Source organism: Bacillus cereus (assembly GCF_025917685.1).
Taxonomy (GTDB): Bacteria; Bacillota; Bacilli; order Bacillales; family Bacillaceae_G; genus Bacillus_A; species Bacillus_A cereus_AT.
In genome coordinates this window covers 2,120,592-2,146,203 of the sequence record NZ_CP089518.1, presented here as the reverse complement: position 1 = coordinate 2,146,203, position 25,612 = coordinate 2,120,592, and the positions used below count along the sequence as shown (strand labels likewise).

The following is a 25,612-nucleotide window of genomic DNA, read 5'->3' as shown; positions in this document are numbered from 1 at the left end:
GAGGAAAATTCATCACATTTTTTCCTTCTTTTCCTTCTCTTGAAATGCGTCATCTGTCAATTCTTTCGTTGATTTTTTAAACTCTTTTAACGTTTCTCCTAAAGCCTTCCCGATTTCCGGCAATTTTTTAGGTCCAAATAAAATGAGTACAGCTACTAAAATTAAAATTAACCCTGGAAAGCCAATATTTGAAAACATTTCCCCATCCCCTTTTTTTAGTAGATTCCTTGTCCTACTATTACATAATTTTATTTTGTCAAAAAAGTTTGAAAACGTCAACAAGTCCGTTGTCTTTTGTCAAAAAAATTCAAAAATATAATCAATTATACAAATTTCATTTTCTATTGTCTTTGTGTATGATATGGTAAGGGAAACGACATATTATTTTATGATAGTAGAAAGGATTTGCATTATGACTGAAAAAATGACACGAATGACACATTTTGTGAAAGAAGAAATTGCAAATGCAATTACACATGGTATCGGTGCCATTTTAAGCATCCCTGCCTTAATTATATTAATTATTCATGCTTCTAAACATGGTACTGCATCTGCTGTTGTTGCATTTACTGTTTATGGTGTAAGCATGTTCTTACTGTACTTGTTTTCGACGTTGCTACATAGCATTCACCATCCAAAGGTAGAAAAATTATTTACTATTTTAGATCACTCAGCCATCTATTTATTAATCGCTGGCACATATACTCCGTTTCTACTTATTACACTTCGTGGACCTTTAGGCTGGACGTTACTCGCTATTATATGGACACTTGCAATTGGCGGTATTGTCTTCAAAATTTTCTTTGTACGTCGCTTTATAAAAGCATCAACTTTATGTTATATCATTATGGGATGGCTCATAATCGTTGCTATAAAACCACTTTATGAAAATCTAACTGGTCACGGTTTTTCACTACTATTAGCAGGTGGAATTTTATATTCTGTCGGTGCTATATTCTTCCTTTGGGAAAAGCTACCTTTCAATCATGCCATTTGGCATCTTTTCGTATTAGGTGGTAGTGCAATGATGTTTTTCTGCGTACTATTTTATGTATTACCAGCAGCATAAAAAAAAGGTTTCAGCTTAATTTAAGCTGAAACCTTTTTTTTATTACTTATGTAATTGAGATGCAATAACGTCTTGTGTATGTTTTGTTAATTCTTTAATATCCATACTTGCATATTCTTCTTGTGTAATTGGCTTAGAAATTGTTACCGTTGCATGTGCCGGCTTCATACGATTTCCATTTGCCTCAAACATTTTATATGTACCATCTAACGTTACTGGTAAAATAGCTACGCCAGATTTTACTGCAAGGTGAAAACTACCAGCTTTAAACTCTCCAATTTCGCCACCCTTACTTCTCGTTCCTTCAGGGAAAATTACGATAGAATGTCCATTCTTTAATAGTTCAATTCCATCTTTAATCGCTTGAAAAGATTGACGACGATCATTACGAACCATAAATACACAATTCATAAGTTCCATCCAAGTTGGTACAACTGGAAACTTCTTAATCTCTGCTTTTGAAACAAATCCAATTGGTTTATTTAAGTAACCTAGTAAAACAGGAATATCCATATTACTCTGATGATTACTTACAACTAGTACCGGCTTATCTTTTGGAACATTTTCAAGTCCTTTTACTTCGACTGTTCCCCCAGCTACACGTACCATTTTCTTACCAAACCAATTTGTCGTTTTGTACACAGCATTATCTTTTTCTTGCGGTGACATCGTATTTACTTGTTTTTTAAGACGCCACATTCTCGGTGTAATCGCAATTACGATTAAAATTAAATAAAAGATTTTAAAAAACGTTTGAATCATACAGAACCCCCACCTATTATCATTCCGACCTTCATTATACTAGACAAACGAAGGAAAAAGAAGAAAAAATGTCCAAACAACAAGTGTTTGGACATTTTTAAGTATTCTATATTAGAAACGTTTTGCTAATTCACGTGCGTTAGCAATTGCTGCTTCTTTAATTTCTTGTGCTTTTTCAGGATTAGCATTCATACCTTCAACTGCAATATATTCAGTTTCATTTACACCGATGAATCCTAATACTGTTTTTAAGTGATTACGGCCGAAGTCTACAGCTGCATATGCTCCTTCAGAATAAACGCCACCTGTAGCTTGAATGTGAAGTGCTTTTTTGCCTTCTAATAAGCCAACTGGACCATTTTCAGTATATTTGAATGTTTTACCTGCGATTGCTACGTTATCTAAGTATGCTTTCACTACTGGTGGATAGCTAAAGTTCCACATTGGAGTTACGAATACATAACGATCTGCATGCATAAATGTTTCTAAGTTTCCGTTCATTGCTGCAACTTTTTGTTGTTGAACTTCCGTTAAAGTTTCAAAACCTTCACCTGCTGCAAATTTACCCCAAGCAGCAAATACATCTGCATCAATTGCTGGTACAGTTGTATTGAATAAATCAATTGTTACAACTTCGTCTTGTGGATGTTCGTTTTTATATGCTTCGATGAAAGCTTCTCCTACTGCCATACCGAAAGAACCTTCTGCTGAATTTGGATTTGCTGTGATAAATAGTACTTTTGTCATTGTATTCTCTCCCTTTTTCTAATTTATCTTTAATTCAAGATTTATAATTCGAAAGTAAATAACTTACCTTATGTAAGTATAATACAAAAAGTCTTACGTAATGTCAATAAAAATAGCTACTTTTTTTTCGTAAGTTAATAAAAATTATATTGTTTATTTTTTTGTATATAAGCATTAGGATTTTAACCAATAAAAAAACTACCTCCACATTTCATGGAGATAGTCTTTATTAATCATTACTTTTGAAAAACATGTTTCACTTTTTCAGCCGGAATATTACTTCCACCTCTACCTTTTACATCTTCAATCATCATTGTAATGACCATATCAGGTGAATTTAAATCAAACGCAGCAAACCAACCTAGTTCTTTTCCTTCTGCCTCTTTTGATGCTTTTAATTCTGCTGTTCCTGTTTTACCAGCAAGAGTCATACCATCAATTTTAGCAATTTTTCCAGTACCATCTGGATCGTTAATTACTTTCGTTAATGCTGTTTTTAATATATCCTGATTCCCTTTAGAAATCACATTTTCTTTCCAAGCTTTTGGTTGTTTATCTGTTTTAATGATGTACGGCGTGGGAATCGTTCCATCATTGACAATTGGTGCATACGTTAAGGCTAAATGAAGAGGAGTCATTAAGACTTCTCCTTGTCCGTATCCTGTATCTGCCATTTGAATATCATTTTTAATGCCGTCATTTGCAATTTTAGAAGCAGGGAATCCGTATTCGATTGGTAATTTCTCATCGAATCCGAATTTTTTCGCTTCAGTCATAAATTTATCTTTACCTATTTTCAAAGCTTCTTGTGCGAAGTAAATATTATCCGAGTATTTCATCGCCTTATCAAAATCAATCGGATTTGCATCTTTTACACGTGTTACATAATAATTACCCCAAGAAGAATCTTTCGTCCATTTCAATCCTTCAATTTTCAATTCTTCTTTCGGATCAATCGCTTTTGTTTCAAGACCAATTGCCCCTGTAATAGGCTTAAATACAGAGCCTGGAACCGATAATTGTGTGAATCGATTCGTCATTGGTTTTTTCGGGTCATTATTCCAAGCTTCACGTTGAGCTTTTGATGTCCCTCTCGCAATAAGATTAGGATTGTATGCTGGACTACTCACAAGCGCAATCGTTTCTCCACTTTTCGGATTGATTGCTGCACTTGATCCAGCTTCTCCTTTCATTTCATTATAAATTTTTTCTTGTACAACACTATCGATAGTTAAAGTTACATTCTCTCCATCAACAGCATCTGTCTTCGCTAAATTTTTAATTTCTTTTCCTTGTGCATCTTCCATGAAGACACGGCCACCTTTTTTACCACGTAGCTTTTCTTCCAATATTTGCTCTAAACCAGCTTTACCTACTGGATCATCAGCTTGATAGCCTTTCTTTTGTAGCGTTTTTAAATCTTCCGCATTCACTTTTCCAATATAACCAGTAAGATGTGCTGCTGCTTCTCCTAATGGATATGAACGAACATTTACTGGTTTTGTTGCAACACCTGGTAAATCAATGTACGTATTTTGCGTTTCTCCCTCAGGTAAAATTCCAATTGGTACGAGATACCCTGGTTTTACCCATTTAGCAGCTAGTTTCTGATCAATTTCTTCTACAGACACATTTAACAACTTCGCTACAGTTTCTTTCGTTTGTGGAGCAGCATCTCCTAATTTTTCTGGAATCATTCCGATTTCAGAAGCTTTACCATTCGTCGCAAGACCTTTTCCATTACGATCGTAAACTTCACCACGTTTTGGCTGTGTTGTCTGCATACGCACTTTACTATCCTTTGTCATACCTGGGAATATAAAATCAGGAGTCCAATCTATTTTCCATGATTCTTTATCTCCGTCTTTTTCTTTCACCATTTTTGCTTCATGGCTAAAAGTGATTTTACCACCAACTGTATCCATACTTACCTTAAAAGGAACAGGGCCTTCATCTTTTTTATCTTCTTTTACTTCTCCTGTTTCTACCTTTAAGTCTTTCACTTCGATACCAGAATAAATCTTTTCATATTTCTCAGTAAACTCTTTCTTTGAAATATCTTTTTTTGCATTTTCTGATAATTGATCATACATATCAGCAAATTTTTGCTTATTCCACGCTTTTGCATATGTATCAAACGCTTCTTGTGGTTTTTCTTCTTTGCCGCATCCGACTAGCATTAATGCAAAGCAAAGAAAAAGAATCCCCCATATTTTTCTCAACCGATTCTCCTCCTCTTTCTATCTTAATACTCTTGAAAATTTTAGCATTTTCACATGCTATATTTCATTATAGCACTATCGAATATCATCTATAAACTTATATCGATGAATATAAATAAAAAGATTGATGCAAATTTTTACATCAATCTTTATTATTATTGTTGCTTCTCATATACATGGTAATAGTACGTATACGGATTTTTTTCATCCGTTAAACCTTTTTCTACAAAAATCTCTTTCCAATTTGTCATGTCTATTTCCGGGAAAAATGTATCCCCTTCAAATGCATAGTGGATTTTTGTTATATATAGCTTGTCTACGTAAGGTAAAAAGAGATCATAAATTTGCGCTCCGCCAAAAATAAAGATTTCTTCTTCATTTTTGCATAGTTCAAACACTTCTTCTACAGAATGTGCTACTTCACAGCCTTCAACATGATACCCTTCATTACGCGTTACAATAATATTACGTCTTCCAGGCAGCGGTCTACCAATCGCTTCGTAGTTCTTTCTGCCCATAATAAGCGGGTGGCCCATCGTCGTTTTTTTTACATACTGTAATTCACTTGGTAAACGCCAAGGTAAATTATTATCTTTACCAATTACTCTATTTTCATCCATTGCGACCATAAATGAAATAATCATTTTTTCATCTCCTCTACAATTACACTGCAACAGGTGCTTTAATTGCTGGGTGTGGATCATATCCTTCAATCGTTAAATCTTCCATTTCAAAATCGAACACAGATTTCACATCTGGATTTAATGTAAGTTTCGGGAATGGACGTGGTTCACGTGCTAATTGCTTTTCTACTTGTTCAAAATGATTTGTATAAATGTGTGCATCTCCAATTGTATGAACAAATTCGCCAACTTCAAGACCACATTCATGTGCAATTAAATGTGTCAGTAATGAATAGCTTGCGATGTTAAATGGAATTCCAAGGAATATGTCACCGCTTCTTTGATATAACTGACAAGAAAGCTTTCCATCTGCTACATAAAATTGAAATAGCGTATGACAAGGCGGTAAAGCCATGCTTGGTACATCCTCAGGATTCCAAGCAGAAACAATTAGTCGACGTGAATCTGGTGTTTTCTTAATCATTTCAATTACATCTTTTAGTTGATCAAGCGTTTCACCAGCTGTCGTTTTCCAAGCACGCCATTGCTTTCCGTATACGTCTCCTAAATAACCATATTTATTCGAAAAATCATCATCTTCTAGAACGTTCTTTTTAAACAATTCCATTTGCTCATCGTATTGCTTCTTAAATTCCTCATCTTGTTGTGAGCGAAGACCGAAATCTGTCATATCAGGGCCATTATATTCGTCACTTTCTACCCAGCTCTTAAACGCCCATTCATTCCAAATATTATTATTATGTTGCAATAAATAACGAATATTTGTATCACCTTTCATAAACCAAAGTAGTTCACTTGCTACAAGGCGAAATGGGACTCTCTTTGTCGTTAATAAAGGAAACCCTTTACTTAGATCAAAACGCATTTGGTAACCAAATACAGATACAGTACCTGTCCCCGTACGATCTTCTTTCTTCGTACCGTGCTCCATTACATGACGGCATAAATTTAAGTATTCATATTCAGCATGTTTCATATGTAAGAAAACCTTCTTTCAATCTTATATGCAATTTATCATAACATGAAAAACAGCGAATTTAATAATCCAAATTAATAAAAAACATTTCTATATTAACAGAATTCTACCTCATTTATTTTCTTACAAAATGTAAATTCATAATCGCCCGATCCTAGTTCCTTTTCAATCCTATCTCTCGTTTCCCATTCAGCTTCCTGAATTCGTAACGTTGCTGTAGTATTTGCTGGTACTGAGATATTTAATATAGCTTGTTCATGTTCTACACGCCAATCAATTTTAATTTCTCCATACGCTGTTTCACGCTTTATATTAATCCATTCTAGATTGGAATCAAAATGAGGCTGGATATAAAAATGTTTATATCCAGCCTTTGTTTCATTCACTTCTAGCCCAACAATATATCGGTATATCCATTCAACGATAGAACCGTATGCGTAATGATTATAAGAATTCATGCTATCCTTCCAAAGTGTTCCATCTTCTTTCACACCATCCCAATGTTCCCAAATCGTTGTAGCACCTTTTTTCACTTGATATAACCAAGATGGATAATCTTCATGAAATAGAAGCTTACAAGCAAGGTCATGACGTTTAAACTTGCTTAATATTAAATTTAAATACGGTGTTCCTATAAAACCAGTTGTTAAATGATTTTTATTTTCTTTTAAAAGCTCAATTAAGCGATTAAATATTTTCTCCTTCACATTATCATTTACCAATTCAAACAAAAGCACCAATACGTGGGCCGTTTGGGTATCTGAAATTAATCTACCATTTGGTGTAACGAATTCATTTTGAAATGCTCGAACAATATTTGCGTGTAACTCTTCATAAAACTTAGCATCTGTATTTTCACCTAAAATCTCAGCAATTTTTTGTAGTAGCGATGTAGAATACGCATAAAACGCTGTCGCAATAAAATGCTTGTCAGTTCCACCTTCATATACATCCGGTTTCGTATCTAACGCAAGCCAATCTCCTAAATGATAACCTGTATCCCATATATACTCGTTCTCACCTTGTGAACGTATGTAATCTATATACTTCTTCATACTGTCATATTGTTCTTTTAAAACCGATACATCTCCGTAATGCAAATAGTGAACCCACGGACATATAATTGCTGCATCCCCCCAACCTCCAGAAGTATCAAGATCAAAAGCTTCTCTTTTTCCAAACGCATCCGGAATAACTAAAGGCACAGCCCCATTAACATTTTGATCTAACGATAAATCTTGAAGCCATTTCTTAAAAAACGATTGAACATTCATTAATTGTGTAGCTGTTCCGATGAACATTTGCGCATCCCCAGTCCATCCAAGTCGATCATCTCGCTGAGGACAATCTGTCGGCACATCAAAGAAGTTACCTCTTTGGGACCATTCTACATTATGATGAAGCTGATTGATTAATGGGTTGGACGTTTCGAACTTAGACGCTTTTTCCATATTAGTATGTAATACGATCCCCTCAAAATTTGTTAATTGAGGTGGCTGAGTTAATCCACTTATTTTCACATACCTAAAACCTTGATATGTAAAATGAGGCTCAAACTTTTCCTCTTCTTCTCCTTTTGCAATATACACTATTTTTTGTTTTGCCTTTCGGAGGTTTCCAGTATAAAAACTACCGTCTTTATTTAATATTTCAGCATGTTGTAATTCTATTTTTTGCCCAATATAAACATGACGGACTGTAAATCGCACCCATCCTACCATATTTTGTCCCATATCAATGAGCCACTCGTGATTTGGTAGTTTTGAAATAGAGATTGGTTTTATGACTTTCATTTTACGAATCGATTCGTTTTCTTGTGCAACAATTATTTGTTTAGAATACTCAATTACTTCAACATCCTCAAGCTCTTGTCCACTTTCTTCTAACCTAGCGTCGTAAACTTCTCCTTCATAAATTTCAGAATACAAAATAGGGCTTTTTTCTACCTTCCAAGTTTCATCTGTTACAATTTTTTCTTTCGTTCCATCCTCATACGTTATATGTATTTGAGCAATGATCGCACGCCTTTCCCCGTAATAATTACGTATATGATTCATTGTAAGCGGTCCTTTAAACCATCCATTACCTACCAGTACAGAAATAGCATTGTGCTCATCCTTTAATAAATGCGTTATATCAAACGTTTGATACAATATTCTCTTATCATAACTTGTCCATCCAGGAGTAAAGTAACACTCTCCAATACGCTCTCCATTTATAGCAGCCTCATATAATCCTAAACTTGTTATATATAAACGTGCTTTTTTTACTAATTTTTCAATAAAAATATTTTTATTAAAAGACATAACTTGTGTTCGCTCTTTTTTTGCAGCAATCCAGTTTCCCGTCCAATTGTCACTTTGTAATCCAGTCTCCCAAAATGCTACTTTTGACCAAGATGACTCTTCTGCATGATTATCCCACACCTTCACTCGGTAAAAATAGCGTGTCTCCGTTCTATATAGAAAGGAATTGATCGGTATATGTAAACTTTGATCTGTTTCTACTTTCTGTGAATCAAATACTATATTTTCAAAATCTTTATCCTTCGCAACTTGCAATTGATAAGCATGTTGTTTTACATTTCGGTTATTCGATTCGAGCTGCCAACTAATTTTAACAACTTTTGAATCTATGCCTATCGGATTAATTTTATTATCGCAAAGTACTTTCTTTATTGTTAACACGCTTCTTCACCATCTTTTTATTATAATTAATTTAAATTAATTATAGTAAAAATAAAATTCTAAATAAATAATAAATTTATTTATTCTTACAAAATTATTAACTTTCTGTATTTAAAAAGGGTTTCACTTTTCTATTACAGAAAGTATAGTGCGGAACATAAAAATTATATTTGGAGGTTGGAAGCATGTCTAAAATCAAAACTCCTGTTTTAAGTACGTTACAACATAAGGTTGAGAAGATGATGAAGGATTTAAACGTTCCTGGCGCTGCTGTAGCTGTTATAAAAGACGGCGAGGTCATTATTTCAGAAGGTTTCGGTTATCGTAGCATAGAGAAAAAAGAGGCTGTTACTCCGCAGACACGATTCGCAATCGGTTCCGCAACGAAAGCATTCGGAACACTTTCATTAAGCTTATTAGCACAACAAAAAAAGTTTAATTGGGATACTCCTATCCAAACTTACGTACCTAACTTCTCTCTATCCGATATGCTCGCTAACTCGCAAGTTACAGGACGAGATTTAGCTTCTCATCGAACTGGTGTAAGTCGTCATGAGGCTCTCTGGTACAGCTCTTCCTTATCTCGAAAAGATCTAGTTGAAAAAATAAAACATTTACCACTTGATGCGCCGTTCCGAACAGCGTTTCTATATAACAACTTAATGTATGCGACAATTAGCTACATTGTGGAAAACATTACAAATCAAACGTGGGAACAATACGTTACAGAACATATTTTAGAGCCTTTAAATATGAATCAAACAAATTTCTCTGTTACAGACTCACAAAATACAGACGATTATGCTTTACCTTACATGGAAAATGACGGTGAAATAAAAGAAGTTCCATTCCGTAATATCGATACAGTTGGCGCTGCTGGATGCATTAATTCTACAATTGAAGATATGGCAAATTGGGTACTTCTTCACTTAAACGAAGGAAAGTTTGGAGATCATGAATTAATCTCCTCTGAATTATTACAACAAATGTATACACCACACAATTCCATTCCAGATCAACCAGTTTTATCACTCCCTGAATCTCCATTAAATAGTTACGGCCTTGGTTGGTTTATTAGCGCTTATCGTGGTAATAAAGTGATTCATCATGGCGGTAATATTGATGGATTTTCGGCACTTGTTTCATTCATGCCAAAAGAAAATGTAGGCCTTGTCATTTTAACGAATGCTGGAAGCACATTACTCCCTACTTATCTTGCTAACCAAATTTATGACGATCTACTTGAATTAGAAGGTATCGATTGGCATAAACGTGCTGTAGAAGATACTGAAAAAATGAAGGAAATGATGAAAGAAGCAACTGAATCCCTTCCTGAACAAATTAAAGGGACTGCACCTTCTCACAAATTAGAGGACTACACTGGTACTTTTGAGCATCCTGCTTATGGAGCATTACAAGTATATAAACGGGATGATTCATTACACGTACAATTTATGGAGATGGAGATTCAATTACAGCATCATCATTACGACATTTTCTCCGCACCAGTTGACTTGTTCCAAGCAAAAATGAATCTATTATTTGCATATGAAATGAATGTGAATGGTGAATTCCCATCACTTCAGTTACATGTGCCCGCTATGCTAAGTACTCAGCCGCTTACATTTACTAAAATTGAATAGTTAATTTCATAGAGGGAAGCTTTCGCTTCTCTCTATTTTTTCACAAGTAGAAATTCCATCTAAAACCAATAATTTATTTATCCGATTAAACAAATAATACTTTAGTACTACTCAAACCATTCATCATTATATAAGCTCAAAATACTCCTTTAGCTTGTAAAAAAAGAGCAATCTTATTAGTTGGTTCATATAAACTATTGGATATTTGTAAGTCTGTAAATGCAAAGATACATAGTAAAATAGCAAAGCTAGCAATTAATATCACTTTTCTATTTTTCATCATGCTCCCTACTTTCCACTATGCTTTAATATAAAATTCCCCATTTCAATTGCTAAATCTTCACTTTGAGGATAGACACCTACGTTATCTCCATAAGCGTGCCCTAAACCACGATAAAGAACTGTTTCGGTATCAACTCCTTTGTTAGTTAATTTAGCTGCATAAGCTAAGCATTCTATCATTAAAAAATCATGCTCTCCTACCGTAATAAATGTACTTGGATAGTCTGAGGATACATCAACATATGGACTTAAATACTTAGAATTAATTTCTTTCGTACCAAGTACTTCTGACATACCTCCAACCATTGAATGCATAATATTAAGCATTTTTTCTAATCCTTTTTTATACTTTGGAGCAATTTCATATTTATCTATACTCCAAGAATAAAACTCATCTTCATAATCACACATGTTAATTGTAGGATACAGTAGCAACTGTCCCTTCACGTACTTCCTACCATCTTCCAAATCTTTAGTTGTACAATACTGTGTTAAGTTCCCTCCTGCACTATCACCTGCTACAAAGATATTATTCTTATCACCGCCTAATGTGCCAGCATTCTCATAAATCCACTTTAGAGTAGTGTAACAATCTGTATGCCCAGTTGGAAAAGGATTTTCTGGAGCTAATCGATAATCCACAGAAACGGCTAGTATATCTGTTTTTTCTACTATCAATTTCACAAGTTCTTCTACCACATCAGGTGATCCTGCCATAAATCCGCCACCATGAATAAAGTATAAAATTGGTGCATTCTCTCGTTTAGTACTACTGTTATAAATTCTTATAGGTATATCATAGCCATCTTCCGCTTTCACTGTTTTATGCGCAATATTTATGTCTTTAGTGACAATTGGAACACTTTTAATTCCATTAAATTGTTTTCGCATATTCTTTACCGATTTTTCAGAAGCATCCATTTTCATCATATTTTTAGGCATAAACCTCATTACATTCATTTGAACCTTCGTATCCTTATAAAGGCGTGGATCCATCGCTCCTTTTTCATCACAATCTGGTATGTTTTTTACTAAGACTTTTGCCCCCTTCACATTGATGGTTTCTTGTTTTTCTTGAATTTTTTCTAATAAGTCTAAGTCATATTTTCTAGTCATCTAATATTTCTCCCCTCTAAATTCAAGCGCTTTCATTATTCGGGATTATATAACTTCCCGTTTACTAAATAAAAATACGTTCCATGTACAAAATGTACCATGGAACGTATTTTTATTGTTGTTCATATTTGATTCGATTATAGTCATTTTTTGATATGATATTTTTCCTATACTGTAATGGTGTATATCCATATTTGTCTTTAAACTGTGAAATAAATGATTTCACATTTGGAAATCCATGTTTCAGCGCTATATCTTGTATAGAATTTGTACTTCTAATAATATCTTCATACGCTTTATAGAGCCTGTATCTCGTTAAAAAAGTGGTGAAATTTGATCCGAATGATTTTTTAAACATACGTGAAAAATGTTCTTCACTTACAAAAAAATGTTTAGCCACATCTTTCAGTTTTAGTTCCTCATCATAATGTTTGTAAATATACGTAATTATTTCTTTCTGTCTATTTTCAAGTTGAAAATCATTGTTTATATTCTCCCCATCTTTGCAATATCGCAATAGAATATAAACAATTTCATAAATTAAACTATTAATTTTTATGTAAGTTAAATCATCAGAGTTTGTGACTAACCCCTTTAATTCATAAAACATTTGCTGGAGGTTAGTTTTCTGAACAACTGATTCTTTTATATTAAATCTATATTTATCAAAATCTTCATTTAGCTCTTTAAGAAATTCATAAGAAATAATTAGCATCATGACTGCACAACTTGTATTTTCAACTTTTTCAAATTCATGAACATCTCCACTATTTACAAAAATAAATTCACCCGCGGATACTTTCTTTTTTTGCCCATTCACATACAAGAAAACTTCTCCATATACGACTAGACTAATTTCAATACTTCTATGCCAATGCGGAGGAATATAATAGTGAAAACCAGTAGGTAACATTGTGTCCTCTATATATTCAACCATTCCTGGAATTCTATCGTGTAATTTTATTTCTTCATATTTTCCTTGCCTGACTTTCAATATTCCACCCCCTTTTTATATTATAAAGTAAACGTCAAGTTTCTCATTACATTTCTGCATTTGGAGTATACACAACCTCTACGATAAATCCATTAGAATCGTAAAAATCAATCGAAATGAATCATCCAAATAATGATTCATTTCGATTGGACCACGCATTATTTTCACCTTAGTATTGGAAAGAAACTCTGCTACTTCATCGACCATTTTTCTTTTAATAGCTTGCTAACAAATATGTCTCGGTCCTAACGTCCTTACACTTTCCACGTCTACTTCTTTAAAATACATTTCACTTTCTCCTGTACTTTATGCCACTTCATTTAATTTCCCACATCCAAATAAAGGATAATAAGGGTACAGTACAGAATTCTTTTATTCGACTAATCAAATTATAAGGAGGAAAAGTTGTGTACACAGAAATTTTCAAAGAAGTTGTTTCAATTACTCACCACGATTATTCGGGGTTTCTCGATAAAAAAGGATGGGACGACCCTACTACATATTTACATAAGATTGAACGATTAGAGAAACATGGAGAGTTAACACCAGTACAATTTACTGAAATTGTAGGAGATTACTTATTAGACTTTAAAGATAATCATATGTTTTTCAAAATGACTACAAAAAAACAACCACTTAATAGTGTTGGGTTTCAAGTTAAACGATATGAAGATCGGTTATACATTACATCAGCTAACCAAGAAAAACGAGTGAAAAAAGGACAGACTATTCTTGCATTAGATAACATAAAAATTCCTGAGCTATTAATAAAATATAAAAAATATTTAAATGAGACTACCTATGATCGTGAAAAATGGGACTATGCTTTATCGAAGTCATCCAATTGTACAATTATAGATGAAAATGGAGTAACCCAAACTATTCCTTTACAAAAGTATAAACAAATCGGTTACACGCCTAACTATTCATTAGAAAAGTATAATGAAGATACACTCTTAATTACTTTGACAGACTTCACAAATACTGAAGCTGTTAATCAATTAATAGATACATACAAAAACGAGCTTGATTCTTTTCCGAACTTAATTATAGACGTCCGAATGAATCTCGGTGGAAGTGATGACGTTTTTTTCAACTTACTTCCGTACTTATTTGAAGACAAAGAGATTTCGCTTTTCGATTCTTCGGATACAATGCAATTAAATCATACAGAAAGAAACTTTCATTTACGAATGAAAGACTTCGAAAATGAAGATTATGATTCTTTAGACGAACTTTCAAGATTATTCACTGATATGTTTATTCAAGATTTAAAAAAGAATTATAAAAAAGGATTCGTTACATTTGATACTTCTGGGTTACCAAAAGAACTTCAATCATTAAAAATACACGGAAGAAAAATGCCAAGTAAAGTATTAGTACTAACAGACGTAACATGCGCAAGCTCCGGCGACTCCTTTGTAGAAGTAGCAAAAAAATCATCTAAAGTGAAAGTAATAGGTCGCCCTACCGCTGGTGTAAATGATTATTCTAATTTAGCAGTAATGGAATGGGTTGATACATTTGCTCTTTGCTACCCTACTTCACGGCTTTCTATTATAGATAAAGGCGAAGGAATGTCCGGAATTGGTATACAACCGCATATACATATCCCTTGGACTCCGGAACATATACAAGAAGATGTGGATTTAAAGTTAGCATTACAACTGCTTCAAAACGAAGAATGGTAAAAAATAAAGGTAGATGTGAATCACACCTACCTTTTCTATTTCATATCAATCTTTTCTGGCTGAAACCAAATTGGCTTTGATAACTCAAAGTCTTTATGATCCTCTAAAACTATAGTAAGACGTTCTAACATATCATCTAACATATGCGGCGCTGCTCGTAAACACCAAACAACTGAAGAGAAAACCGTCATGCCAACGTACACCGCATACAATTTCCAGAACTCCTCTGGTATTCTACCATTAAAGTATCCTTCTATTTGTCCGATTGAATACGGGATACTAACGTCTCTTGCAAATAATACAATTTTTACAAAATCATGCAGTGGATCGCCCCAATCATAGCCATTAAAATCAATAACACCTACATATTTTCCATCCCGTACAATTATATTTTCTAAATGAAAATCATCGTGTTGAAATCGATTCGGACGGTTCTTTACATACATTTCATTTTCATCTATAAACTTAATAATTCTATCATCATTTTCTATTTTGATTCCGCATGTTTTATATGCCTCTAAATATTTTCTATGTTTTTCCATTGCTCTTTCATGCCAAGGCAGTAAGTCCTTGGCAGCTTCATATACATGCATTTTTGCTAAATCTTTTCCTGCTTCTATACCAATTTCATATTGTTCTTTTGGCGTATATGTAGGCAACAGCTTTTTCGCATCTTCCCCCTCTAAATATGAAAAAACACTATAGCATAAACCTTCTTCTTCCAATATGCTAAGTTCAATTGGTCTTTGTACCTGCACGTTTCGTTCCTGCATTTCATTCAAAATTTGAAACTCTATTTTCTTTCTTTCAAACTCTTTTATATCGCCTGTCCGTAACAAATACTTTTCATCTTCAGTAGTCGTAATGATATATTTTTTATCAGGAGAGAAACCTTTAGAGATTTCTTCAATATTTGCTGCATCTTTTACTATTTGTATATTGTTTTGCCATGCTGTAATTGTCTTCATGTCTATTCCCCTTACATTTCCGCATTCGGTGTATACGCAACCTCTACAATAAAACCATTCGGGTCATAAAAGTCTATTGTATAGTACCCATCCGAATAATGATTTATTTCGATAGGACCACGTATAATCTTCACATTAGTATCGACTAAAAATCCTGATACCTCATCAACTACTTTTCTATTAATAGCTTGATAACAAATATGTCTCGGTCCTAACGTCTTTACAATTTCCTCGTCTACTTCTTTAAAATATATTTCACTTTCTCCCGTACTATATGCTCCTTCGCTTAATTTTCTCCATCCAATTATTGAAAACAACATATCGTAAAAAGAAATAGACTCCTCTAAATTTGCTACCCAAAATTCAATATGATGAATACCTGCTCGAAGTGTATTCATATTAAGAATGTGCTCCCTGTACTACTTGCATTATTTCCATTGGCGTATTGACCATATAATCTGGCGCATCCCCTTTTACCGTTTCAATAACGTCATATCCCCAAGAAACCCAAATTACATTTACACCAGCTTTTTTACAAGCTGCTATATCACGTTGTTCATCACCGACATACAACATATCTTGTTCTGTTAGCTTTTTCGATTTTAAAAACCTTTTAATCATTTTATCTTTACCGAATAAGTTTTTAGAACAATACACTTCTTGTATATTCCCGATGCCATTATTATGTAAAAATGTCCTAATATGCTCTTCTGAGTTCGATGATATGACCGCAATCCCGTATCCTTTTTTATGTAATTCATCTAATACATCCTTCATCCCATGGAATAAAACGAGATCTTTTATAGCGGGTTGATATAATTTATAAAACTCTAATGCTAATATAGGTAGTTTATAAAGTGGTACATCAAGCTTTTTACATCTCTCCGACATAGTTAATTTTCGTAAAGGCTCAATTTCTTCCTCACTAACTGTCTTATACCCATGCTTTTCAGCAAGTTGATTATAAATCGGTACAAATATATTTTGTGAATCTACTAATGTGCCGTCAAAGTCAAAAACAATGTATTTTTGCATCCCCCATACTCCCTTTGCTTTTTTTCCTAAACATATGTTATTCAACAACATAAATGTCTTACCCTTTCATAAATATAAAAAAAGAACAAGATTTTCTCTTGTTCTTTTTTAAGACAGCCATTTCGGCGGCACATTCGTATTCCAATAAATATTTCCTAACTCATGGTGTCCTGAGTATCCATCATCAAAACGATGATAGTGGAAATTAAAATAATATCCATCTTGCGGTGGATGATCTCTCCTCACATGAAATCGCAGTAAATCATTTCCTGTTTTCGTGTCATAAACATGAAAAATCTTTTCATTATTTCCGCCAGCTGGTCTTTGAGAAATCGCTAATGATTGTAACGATTCTTCTGGCACATCATTGGCAAGTTCCGCAATTGCCTCTTCAATTTTAGGTAATACAACATCTTTAAATTCATCTTCAATTACAGGCCCAATTTTAGAGCCAAATTTTTGCATAGATTGCTTCTCTGCTTCTTGCATCGCATAATTAATAAAAGTATCGGTGGTTAACCTATCATTCGTTTCTTCATATGTATAGGACGTACTCTCCAAATTTTGTTGCCCAGCTGTGCTCGTAGGCTTGTCCGCAGCTTTGGCATTATCAAGTAATATGGAAGGAGGCGTCACTAGACCAAATGTAAATACGGTAATTAATGCGACTAAGGTTTTTCTAAACCAATTTGGCATTTATGTTCCCTCCCCTTTCGCTCATTATATTTTATATAACGATTGTTTCTTCTATTATACAAAATGATTGTAATTTTTGCACTTTACAAATTTGTTAACGTTCACATATTTTTCACTTGAATATGAAATTGTAAGATTTCATACACTATAAATACAACAACAAGGAGGCGATCAAATGACTTTAGATGCCATGTACTCCGCCGCAAGCATACTCCTTTTAGTATATTTTATTTATCAGTGTGTTACAGACTAGAAAAAGAGCCGTTTCCGGCTCTTTTTCTATGGTAAAAATACAATCCAACCAATGAATACTATAAAAATAACCCCAATAATTACTGCTGGCAATAAATAAAACTGAGAAAGGATGACCGTCCCGTATATGAATACGGCTGGAAAGAGCAAATAACGATCCGCCTTCCATCTTAATAATAGTAATTTTCCTTCGTCACAATATAAGTGTAGAAACATTTTCTTTGTAAATTCATTCCAATAATCACGTGCATAGCGAGAAATAGCAATTAAAGCAAATACAAGAATAATAGCTGTTATCCACTTCGGAGTTACGATAATGCTTACAGTACTTATTAAAACAATTTGAACATAAAACATTAAAGCACTACTTGTACGCAAAAATTCTTTTAAAAAAGATTCAATAATACGTGAATCCGCTTTTTTTCCTAATATCTTTTTAGAGTGAGGGAACATCCACGGTTTTTTATTCGAACTACTTGGTTTCGCCGCATGTCCACCAACTTGCATAATCCCTCTCATCCAGCGCATACTTTCTTCTTTTTCTTTCTCAACTTCTTTAAAAAAGTAATTTTTATAATTCATCTTTTCTTTTACTAAGACTACAGTAAGTAAAGCTGCTAGACCGATAAATAATACTGAGTACAACGGATTTTTATAAATAAAAAATATACTGATTCCAAAAAAAATTAAGCTAATAGAAAATACAACATCTTTTACTATCCATAAAACCCATCGTTTCCCCACACGTACATTTATGAATCTCATCAACAACGATAGCATAAATCGAAAAACAGTAAAGAAAATCCAAAATAGTACGATTTGTATACTTGTCGCTCCCATACTTTTCATCAATATAGGTAACATAATAAATATTACAATTACGTTCGTTATCGCAATCCGAATAAACGTATACATCATGCCAAGCCTCATTAATTTTTGCATATGATTTGGATACGAAATTAAAAATAAGCTATCTGCTTGCTCAAAAAATGAGCGAACTCCTCTTGAAAATGTGACAAAATAAAACGCGAGTAAGCCTAATCCAAAATAAACGGTCTCTTCCATCGATAATTCTTTCATCCATAGTGAACGATAGTAAATCCCCGCAAATATAAGTGCTGGAATAATAATATATAATGCGACTGTCCAATCTGTAACAGAACGAATCGACTTCCATTTTCTTTGCAATTCATGACGTAACCTTTTATTAAACTGTTGTTTAATCATGCTGCTCTCGCCTTACAACTGCATCGAAGCAATCTAACAGTGTGCTTCCTGGCATTTCTGCTAACGATTGTATCGCCTCTAAATGCCCATCTGCTACTAATGTACCTTGCGAAATGAGTAAAAATCTTTCACAAATTCTTTCAGCTGTATCTAGTACGTGCGTACAAAGTAAAATTCCAGCTCCTCGCTCTTTTTCTTTATATAAATAATTCAAAAATTCTTTCGTAGCTACTGGATCTAAACCAATAAAAGGCTCATCAATAATATAAAAATCTGGCTCTGTTAAAAATGCTAATATAAGCATCGACTTTTGTTTCATACCTTTTGAAAACTTTGATATGTATTCGTGTATATGTTTTTCCATTCGAAACGTATGTAATAATTTCCTTGCTTTGTCCTCCCAATTTCCCACTTCATTTCCACGGGCAGCCATTAGTAATTCAATATGTTCCCACAAAGTTAAGTAATCATAATAAGTGGGGTGCTCCGGTACATATGCATATGGATTTTTCTTTTCACCAAACGAAATTTCAGCATCCATATTGACTAGCAAACCGAGCATCGATTTAATTGTCGTACTCTTTCCTGCGCCATTTGCACCAATAAGAGCCACTAACTCGCCTTTTTCAATTGCAAATGCAATATCACGAACTGTCTTTTCACCAATTTCATATCCAGCTGAGCGGATATTCACCTCTAGCATACATTTCCCTTCTTTCCATTTACAATACAATCAAGGAAAATGATAACATATCCCTCTTAATATAGTATTATATCATTTCTAAAATATTTGTTTCGGTAGCAGGAAAAAAAACACTTTAACAGAATATTTAATGTTTGAAGATTTTAAAGTAAATGGGGTTGATCATATGTCAGTTCAAATTCGTGAAGCGACTATAGATGATATAGATTCACTTTGTTCTCTTACAAAAGAATTAAAAGGATCCTCTATCTCTAATGAAGATATGAAGAATCGTCTACAATTCGTAAAAATGAGCCCTTTTGATTTTTTATATGTATATGAGGAAGATAATACTATTTTTGGATTACTAGGATTTCGTATACGTGAAAATTTAGAAGATGTAACTCGTTATGGAGAAATTTCAATTATTAGTGTTGATTCTACAATACGTCGAAAAGGTATTGGACAAGTGTTAATGGATTATGCAGAACAATTAGCAAAAGAGCATGACTGTATTGGTACTTGGCTTGTTAGTGGAATGAACCGCAAAGAAGCACACCCCTTTTATGAAAAATTGGGCTATGAAGTAAATGGGTATCGATTTGTAAAATATTTTTAAACTACTGGTACAAAGAAAGGACTATAACTATGACAAACATTGAAGCAATATTCATTGATCGTGACGGAACAATTGGTGGTGATACTACAATACATTATCCAGGTTCTTTCACATTATTTCCTTTTACGAAAGAATCTCTACAAAAATTAAAAGCAAAAAATATAAAGCTTTTCTCTTTTACAAATCAACCAGGTATCGCAGATGGACTAGCGACCGTGAATGATTTTGCGAAAGAATTAAAAGAGTTTGGTTTTGATGATATTTACCTTTGTCCTCATAAACATGGTGATGGATGTGAATGTCGCAAACCGAGCACAGGTATGCTCCTACAAGCAGCGGAAAAACATGGGCTTGATTTAACAAAATGCGCTGTAATCGGTGATCGCTGGACGGATATTGTTGCTGGGACAAAAGTAAATGCAACGACTATATTGGTTCGAACTGGTGCTGGATATGATGCTTTACATACGTTCCGAGATAAATGGGCACATATTGAACCAAACTACATTGCAGAAAACTTTGAAGATGCTACAAATTGGATTTTAAATCATCAATAAAAAATTAAATGAGACGTCTTCACTTTGCAAACGTCTCATTTAACTATGTGTATTTCAAAAAGTTAATTCATAATGGAAATAACGATTATCTCTTAAATATCCATTTTCAGCATATAGTCGCTGTGCTGATAAATTATCAATTTCTGTTTGTAGTTTTAAACCTTTTGCACCATTTTCTAATGCAAATTCTTTTGCGGCCTCTAATAATTTTTTACCTGTTCCAGCTCCGCGCTTCGCCTGTTGTACAAACAGATCATTTAAAATCCATAACTCTTTCATTGAAATAGAAGAAAATGATGGATATAGTTGCGTGAACCCGATATATTCTCCATCTTCAACTGCCACGAAAATAATGGATTCTTTTCTCTCAATTCGATTTCGTAAAAATACTTTTGCTCCTTCAATATCGGAATCTTGTCGATAAAATACGCGATAATTATTAAAAACCGATGCTAGTCCATCTAAATCTGCAATTGTTGCCTCATATATTCTCATTTTACTTTATTCCCCTTCCAATATTGTTTCATAATATCCGTTGCCCATTCAGGCTGCATTATTTCTTCTCTCGGTATAAATTCTTTCATAACAGGCTTAATATCCAATATAGGTGTACCATCAATTGCGTCTAATCCTTCAACAACGATTGTTTTTCCATCTCTTCTTATTACTTTAACAATTGTCGCTCCTATTCGGTTCGGACGATTTTTTCCACGCTGTGCCAAAATCCCTACTTTTGGGTAATTACTATTATTTCTAGGGTGTCTAGCAGAATATTGAATTTGTTCATCTGTTACTTTATGAAAATAGAAAATAACTTCAATATGGGAAAAGTCTTCAATCCCTTGTATACTTTCCTCTGTATACATATCAGTTAAAGTAATACAGGATTTTACATCTCCCCACTCATCATCTTTTATTTCCTTTCTTTCATTATGTACAAATGCGATTGGTTGAACTGAAAACATCCGCATTCCCCCTTGAATGTAACCACTTACATTATAAAATATTTTCTGAATGTTTTCCACTCACACGATCATTGTTTACATAATAAAATTATCTTCACTTTCCAAAGACATATTCACAGCTTCAATTGCGTGTATGCGCGCTGTATCAAATAAAGGAACTAATGAATCTTCCTGTTTTACTAATAGTCCTATTTCCGTACACCCTAATATTATGCCTTTTGCTCCTCTTTGTACTAAATCTTCCATTACACTTTTAAAATATTCTCTTGATTGTTGGTTTATTTTTCCTAAGCATAATTCGTTATATATTATTTTATTGACTGTCTCTCTATCTTCTTCTGTTGGTACGATTACTTTTATATCATTTTCCTCTATACGTAATTTATAGAAATCCTGCTCCATCGTGTATTTTGTCCCAAGTAGACCAACTGATTGAATTCCATGTTGTTTTATTTCCTTCGCTGTTGCATCGGCAATATGTAATATCGGGATACTGATTTTATTTTTTATATGCTTAATAACTTTATGCATTGTATTTGTACAAACTATTATAAAATCAGCACCACCCTTCTCCAAAGAAGAAGCTGCATTTCCCAATACTTCTCCCGCTTTATTCCAATCCCCTTCAGATTGATATCGCTCAATTTCTTCAAAGTTAACACTGTAAAGTAGACATTTCGCTGAATGTAATCCACCTAGCCTCATTTTTACTTCTTCATTTATAATTTTGTAATACTCAGTAGATGACTCCCAGCTCATTCCGCCAATAAGACCTATTAATTTCATATATTCTCCTTTAAAATAATATTTTCAAACAGATAATTCATACTGTAATTTATATATAATAAATAACGTTTCATTACTATAATAAATCAAATCCCCATCCTTTATATGCGATTGAATGTATAGAAATATTATTCATTTCCATGGAAATAATTATAGAATATTCAGAAAACAACTCTTGTAGTAGGCTCATATTGATAATCAAAACACTTGCGATACAATTCTTTTATTTCTTCATATGATGGAACTCTCGGGTTATTGCTTGGGCTACCACTTGCAATTGCATCTTTCGCCATTTTAGAAATAGCATTTTCAAATTCAACTTCCCCAATTCCATATTCTCTTAAATTAGGAATACGAAGATCAAAGCAAAGTTTCTTAATTTCAGCAATCGTGTAGTTGGCTACTTCTTCATCAGAATGAGAATACAAATCTTTGTTTAAGTTATGTCCTATGTCAGCTAATCTTCTTACGGCTTTCGCTTTTGTATATTCTAAAACTGTAGGTAATAGTATTGCATTCGATATTCCATGTGGTACATGGAATAATGCTCCCACTGGACGAGACATACCATGCACTAATGTAACCGATGCATTTGAAAAAGCGATCCCAGCTTGCAATGAAGCAATCATCATTGCTTCTCTTGCTTCCATATTATCTCCATCTTTATATGCGATACGTAAATATTTCATAATGCTTTCAATAGCCGACAGAGCAAGAACATCTGTAAGAGGTTGTGAAACTTTAGAAAAATAAGCTTCAATTGCATGACATAATGCATCTACCCCTGTTGCTGCAGTAATATGAGGTGGTAACGAACGTGTTAAAATCGGGTCAATAATCGCTACTTGTGGGGTGAAATTCGGATGCTTTATCATCATTTTTACATCCGTTTTTTTATTCGTAATTACCACTACACTTGTTACTTCCGATCCAGTACCAGAAGTTGTTGGAATTGCGATAAGCGGTAGCGGATCTTTTTCTATTTCAACATCCTTTTGTACATAATCTTCAATTTCCCCACCATTTGTATATAACACTGCAATTGCTTTCGCAACATCAATACAACTTCCTCCGCCGATACCGATAATAAAATCACATTTTCCTTCTTTACAAATAGATAAAGCTTCTAATACGTGTATATTTGTAGGCTCAGCGTTCACTTTATTGTATGTACTAACAGTAATCCCTTTCGCATTTAATTGCTTAATACAACTTTTAACATACCCTAATTTCTCCATAATTGTATCACTCACAATAAAAGCCCTTTTCCCTAACTTCTTTGATTGCTCTCCTAGTTTTTCAAGCGAATTTCTCCCATATAATACAGACTTCGGCATACGAAATTCAGCAACTTCTTGCAAGTACTCCACCCCTTCTTATCCTAATTAATATTTTCTTTTCATCTATTAACTCTTATTAATAGATTCCTGTTAAAGTATAGAACGTGATAACTGCAAATACAGCAACCGTTTTCAAAACTGTAATAGCAAAAATATCTTTATATGATTGCTTATGTGTTAATCCCGTTACCGTCAATATTGTAATAATTGCACCATTATGCGGCAATGTATCCATTCCGCCTGACGCCATTGATACAATTCGGTGCATAACTTCTAATGGAATGTTATATTGCGTTGCTGCAGCAATAAATTTATCCCCCATCGCACTTAACACAATTCCCATTCCGCCTGATGCTGAACCTGTAATTCCAGCTAAAATATTCGTCGTTACTGCCCCATTTACTAATGGGTTAGTAAACGTTGCAGAAATGCCATCTCTCATTATCGCAAAGCCAGGAAGTGCGGCAATAACACCACCAAACCCAAACTCAGCTCCTGTATTCATTGTTGCAAGTAGCGCTCCACCAATACTTGTATTCAAACCAGCTTGAAATCCAGTTACTACCCGTTTCCAATATAATAAAAGTATTGATAGAATCCCTATAATAAGTGCCAATTCTACAGACCAAATTCCAACTACTGCACTTAATTCAACTTTTCCAAATGCTTTCATACCAATAGCTGAGAAATCAAAGCCATTCGGATACCACTTCGGTATCATGATTGTGAAAACTTTATTCATTACACCTACTAAAATAAGTGGTACAAACGCAATCACCTGTTGCACTCTTGTGATTTCAATACCGCTTAGTATCGGCATATCTTTTTGTTCTAATTGTAAAGATGCTGCCATTTCAGAATTTCCATCATTAAAACCAAAATACCCTTCTCCTGCGGCTTTTGCCTTCTTACGTCTACTCTCTAAATATAGTAAACCTAATGTAAGAACAAAAATTGCCCCTACAATACCAAGTATCGGCGCAGCATAAATGTCCGTTTTAAAAAAGGTTGTAGGTATTACGTTTTGAATTTGTGGTGATCCAGGTAGCGCATCCATTGTAAACGTTACTGCTCCAAGAACAATCGTTCCAGGGATTAGACGCTTCGGAATATCCGCTTGTCGAAACAACTTATCCGCAAACGGAAATATAGCGAACACCACTACATATACGCTAACACCGCTATACGTTAAAATAGCCCCCATTAGAACAATCGCTAAAATTGTACGTTTTTCTCCAACTAACTCTACAATGGTCTTTGCGATGGAATCAGCGATTCCTGACATTTCTACTACTTTTCCAAATATTGCTCCAAGTAAAAACACAGGGAAATATAATTTAATAAATCCTACCATTTTCTCCATGAAAATATTTGAAAAGAAAGGTAATACAAAACTAGGCTCTGTCAAAAATACCGCAAATAATGCAAAAATCGGTGCGAATAATATTACAGAAAATCCTTTATATGCTACAAACATGAGTAAACTAAGTGCTAATAAAATAATAACTAGCTCCAATTATAACCCTCCTTTTAAACTGAAAATTCAATCTTTTAATAACGAACTTTTACTGGGATTTCAAACCCTTTTATTTCATGACATTCCTCCTCTTTTTATCCCGCTATTTGCGGGCAGTAAGACTCCCGCCTTAAAA

General features: G+C 33.8%; 25 protein-coding genes and 1 pseudogene. 5 read left to right on the top strand and 21 right to left on the bottom strand.

Annotated elements, in window-relative coordinates:
• Positions 1 to 12 precede the first annotated feature (12 nt).
• Positions 13 to 198 carry a twin-arginine translocase TatA/TatE family subunit gene (locus LUS72_RS11110; RefSeq protein WP_000492443.1) on the bottom strand — a complete coding sequence of 62 codons (186 nt, stop codon included), beginning with the start codon at positions 196 to 198 and terminating at the stop codon, positions 13 to 15.
• A gap of 214 nt (positions 199 to 412) precedes the next feature.
• On the opposite strand from LUS72_RS11110, the gene trhA reads away from it, so the two are divergent.
• Positions 413 to 1,069 (top strand): PAQR family membrane homeostasis protein TrhA, encoded by a 657-nt coding sequence (gene trhA, locus LUS72_RS11105; RefSeq protein WP_000136879.1) that lies wholly within the window; start codon positions 413 to 415, stop codon positions 1,067 to 1,069.
• Between the two features lie 42 nt (positions 1,070 to 1,111).
• Here trhA and LUS72_RS11100 read toward each other — a convergent pair whose 3' ends face one another.
• The 6 genes from LUS72_RS11100 to LUS72_RS11075 form a co-directional block, all read right to left on the bottom strand.
• The gene (locus LUS72_RS11100; protein WP_264448947.1) at positions 1,112 to 1,831 is read right to left on the bottom strand and encodes a lysophospholipid acyltransferase family protein; all 720 of its coding nucleotides are present in this window, start codon (positions 1,829 to 1,831) and stop codon (positions 1,112 to 1,114) included.
• 111 nt (positions 1,832 to 1,942) lie between these two features.
• Positions 1,943 to 2,578 (bottom strand): FMN-dependent NADH-azoreductase, encoded by a 636-nt coding sequence (locus LUS72_RS11095; RefSeq protein ID WP_097831942.1) that lies wholly within the window; start codon positions 2,576 to 2,578, stop codon positions 1,943 to 1,945.
• Positions 2,579 to 2,814: 236 nt separating this feature from the next.
• A complete protein-coding gene (gene pbpC / locus LUS72_RS11090; protein ID WP_264448946.1) occupies positions 2,815 to 4,800 on the bottom strand; it encodes a penicillin-binding protein 3 in 1,986 nt (661 codons plus the stop codon).
• Positions 4,801 to 4,955: 155 nt separating this feature from the next.
• Positions 4,956 to 5,444 carry a dihydrofolate reductase gene (locus tag LUS72_RS11085; RefSeq protein ID WP_097831940.1) on the bottom strand — a complete coding sequence of 163 codons (489 nt, stop codon included), beginning with the start codon at positions 5,442 to 5,444 and terminating at the stop codon, positions 4,956 to 4,958.
• A 19-nt stretch (positions 5,445 to 5,463) separates the two neighbouring features.
• Positions 5,464 to 6,420, bottom strand: coding sequence for a thymidylate synthase (locus LUS72_RS11080; RefSeq protein WP_002118973.1), 957 nt, complete (start codon positions 6,418 to 6,420; stop codon positions 5,464 to 5,466).
• Positions 6,421 to 6,515: 95 nt separating this feature from the next.
• Positions 6,516 to 9,107, bottom strand: coding sequence for an alpha-L-rhamnosidase (locus LUS72_RS11075; RefSeq protein ID WP_097831939.1), 2,592 nt, complete (start codon positions 9,105 to 9,107; stop codon positions 6,516 to 6,518).
• A 185-nt stretch (positions 9,108 to 9,292) separates the two neighbouring features.
• Between LUS72_RS11075 and LUS72_RS11070 the strand changes: the two genes are divergently transcribed.
• A complete protein-coding gene (locus LUS72_RS11070; protein WP_097831938.1) occupies positions 9,293 to 10,750 on the top strand; it encodes a serine hydrolase in 1,458 nt (485 codons plus the stop codon).
• A gap of 288 nt (positions 10,751 to 11,038) precedes the next feature.
• Here LUS72_RS11070 and LUS72_RS11065 read toward each other — a convergent pair whose 3' ends face one another.
• The 3 genes and pseudogenes from LUS72_RS11065 to LUS72_RS11055 form a co-directional block, all read right to left on the bottom strand.
• A complete protein-coding gene (locus LUS72_RS11065) occupies positions 11,039 to 12,148 on the bottom strand; it encodes an alpha/beta hydrolase (RefSeq protein ID WP_097831937.1) in 1,110 nt (369 codons plus the stop codon).
• A gap of 112 nt (positions 12,149 to 12,260) precedes the next feature.
• On the bottom strand, positions 12,261 to 13,142 hold the full coding sequence (locus LUS72_RS11060) for an AraC family transcriptional regulator (protein ID WP_097831936.1): 882 nt from the start codon (positions 13,140 to 13,142) through the stop codon (positions 12,261 to 12,263).
• Positions 13,143 to 13,188: 46 nt separating this feature from the next.
• A pseudogene (locus tag LUS72_RS11055) lies at positions 13,189 to 13,502 on the bottom strand (topoisomerase IV).
• Between the two features lie 47 nt (positions 13,503 to 13,549).
• Between LUS72_RS11055 and LUS72_RS11050 the strand changes: the two are divergent.
• Positions 13,550 to 14,833: a S41 family peptidase gene (locus tag LUS72_RS11050; protein ID WP_098361872.1), complete on the top strand. Its 1,284-nt coding sequence runs from the start codon at positions 13,550 to 13,552 to the stop codon at positions 14,831 to 14,833.
• A 35-nt stretch (positions 14,834 to 14,868) separates the two neighbouring features.
• Here the strand turns inward: LUS72_RS11050 and LUS72_RS11045 are convergent, their stop codons facing one another.
• The 6 genes from LUS72_RS11045 to LUS72_RS11020 all read right to left on the bottom strand — a co-directional run bounded on the left by LUS72_RS11045 (position 14,869) and on the right by LUS72_RS11020 (position 19,714).
• Complete coding sequence (locus LUS72_RS11045; RefSeq protein ID WP_264448945.1) at positions 14,869 to 15,801, bottom strand: aminoglycoside phosphotransferase family protein; 933 nt, start codon at positions 15,799 to 15,801, stop codon at positions 14,869 to 14,871.
• A gap of 11 nt (positions 15,802 to 15,812) precedes the next feature.
• A complete protein-coding gene (locus LUS72_RS11040; RefSeq protein WP_097831933.1) occupies positions 15,813 to 16,199 on the bottom strand; it encodes a VOC family protein in 387 nt (128 codons plus the stop codon).
• A gap of 1 nt (position 16,200) precedes the next feature.
• A complete protein-coding gene (locus LUS72_RS11035) occupies positions 16,201 to 16,836 on the bottom strand; it encodes an HAD family hydrolase (RefSeq protein ID WP_097832041.1) in 636 nt (211 codons plus the stop codon).
• Positions 16,837 to 16,944: 108 nt separating this feature from the next.
• Positions 16,945 to 17,532 (bottom strand): YpjP family protein, encoded by a 588-nt coding sequence (locus LUS72_RS11030; RefSeq protein WP_097831932.1) that lies wholly within the window; start codon positions 17,530 to 17,532, stop codon positions 16,945 to 16,947.
• A gap of 279 nt (positions 17,533 to 17,811) precedes the next feature.
• Positions 17,812 to 19,011: an ABC transporter permease gene (locus LUS72_RS11025; protein ID WP_097831931.1), complete on the bottom strand. Its 1,200-nt coding sequence runs from the start codon at positions 19,009 to 19,011 to the stop codon at positions 17,812 to 17,814.
• On the bottom strand, positions 19,004 to 19,714 hold the full coding sequence (locus tag LUS72_RS11020) for an ABC transporter ATP-binding protein (RefSeq protein WP_264448944.1): 711 nt from the start codon (positions 19,712 to 19,714) through the stop codon (positions 19,004 to 19,006). Before LUS72_RS11020 ends, LUS72_RS11025 begins: the two co-directional genes overlap by 8 nt.
• Positions 19,715 to 19,880: 166 nt before the next feature.
• Between LUS72_RS11020 and LUS72_RS11015 the strand changes: the two genes are divergently transcribed.
• Together LUS72_RS11015 and LUS72_RS11010 are read left to right on the top strand one after the other, a co-directional pair.
• Entirely contained in the window at positions 19,881 to 20,312 is a 432-nt protein-coding gene (locus LUS72_RS11015; protein ID WP_071745283.1) for a GNAT family N-acetyltransferase, read from the top strand.
• A 29-nt stretch (positions 20,313 to 20,341) separates the two neighbouring features.
• Positions 20,342 to 20,869 carry an HAD-IIIA family hydrolase gene (locus LUS72_RS11010; RefSeq protein ID WP_097831929.1) on the top strand — a complete coding sequence of 176 codons (528 nt, stop codon included), beginning with the start codon at positions 20,342 to 20,344 and terminating at the stop codon, positions 20,867 to 20,869.
• Positions 20,870 to 20,923: 54 nt separating this feature from the next.
• On the opposite strand, the gene LUS72_RS11005 is transcribed toward LUS72_RS11010, so the two are convergent.
• The 5 genes from LUS72_RS11005 to LUS72_RS10985 all read right to left on the bottom strand — a co-directional run bounded on the left by LUS72_RS11005 (position 20,924) and on the right by LUS72_RS10985 (position 25,476).
• A complete protein-coding gene (locus LUS72_RS11005) occupies positions 20,924 to 21,364 on the bottom strand; it encodes a GNAT family N-acetyltransferase (RefSeq protein WP_097831928.1) in 441 nt (146 codons plus the stop codon).
• Complete coding sequence (locus LUS72_RS11000; protein WP_264448943.1) at positions 21,361 to 21,834, bottom strand: SAM-dependent methyltransferase; 474 nt, start codon at positions 21,832 to 21,834, stop codon at positions 21,361 to 21,363. The genes LUS72_RS11005 and LUS72_RS11000 overlap by 4 nt, the downstream gene beginning before the upstream one ends.
• Positions 21,835 to 21,909: 75 nt before the next feature.
• Complete coding sequence (locus LUS72_RS10995) at positions 21,910 to 22,620, bottom strand: aspartate/glutamate racemase family protein (RefSeq protein WP_097831926.1); 711 nt, start codon at positions 22,618 to 22,620, stop codon at positions 21,910 to 21,912.
• A gap of 161 nt (positions 22,621 to 22,781) precedes the next feature.
• Positions 22,782 to 23,981 carry an iron-containing alcohol dehydrogenase gene (locus LUS72_RS10990; RefSeq protein WP_264448942.1) on the bottom strand — a complete coding sequence of 400 codons (1,200 nt, stop codon included), beginning with the start codon at positions 23,979 to 23,981 and terminating at the stop codon, positions 22,782 to 22,784.
• A gap of 55 nt (positions 23,982 to 24,036) precedes the next feature.
• Positions 24,037 to 25,476, bottom strand: coding sequence for a GntP family permease (locus LUS72_RS10985; protein WP_264448941.1), 1,440 nt, complete (start codon positions 25,474 to 25,476; stop codon positions 24,037 to 24,039).
• Between the last annotated feature and the right edge of the window lie 136 nt (positions 25,477 to 25,612).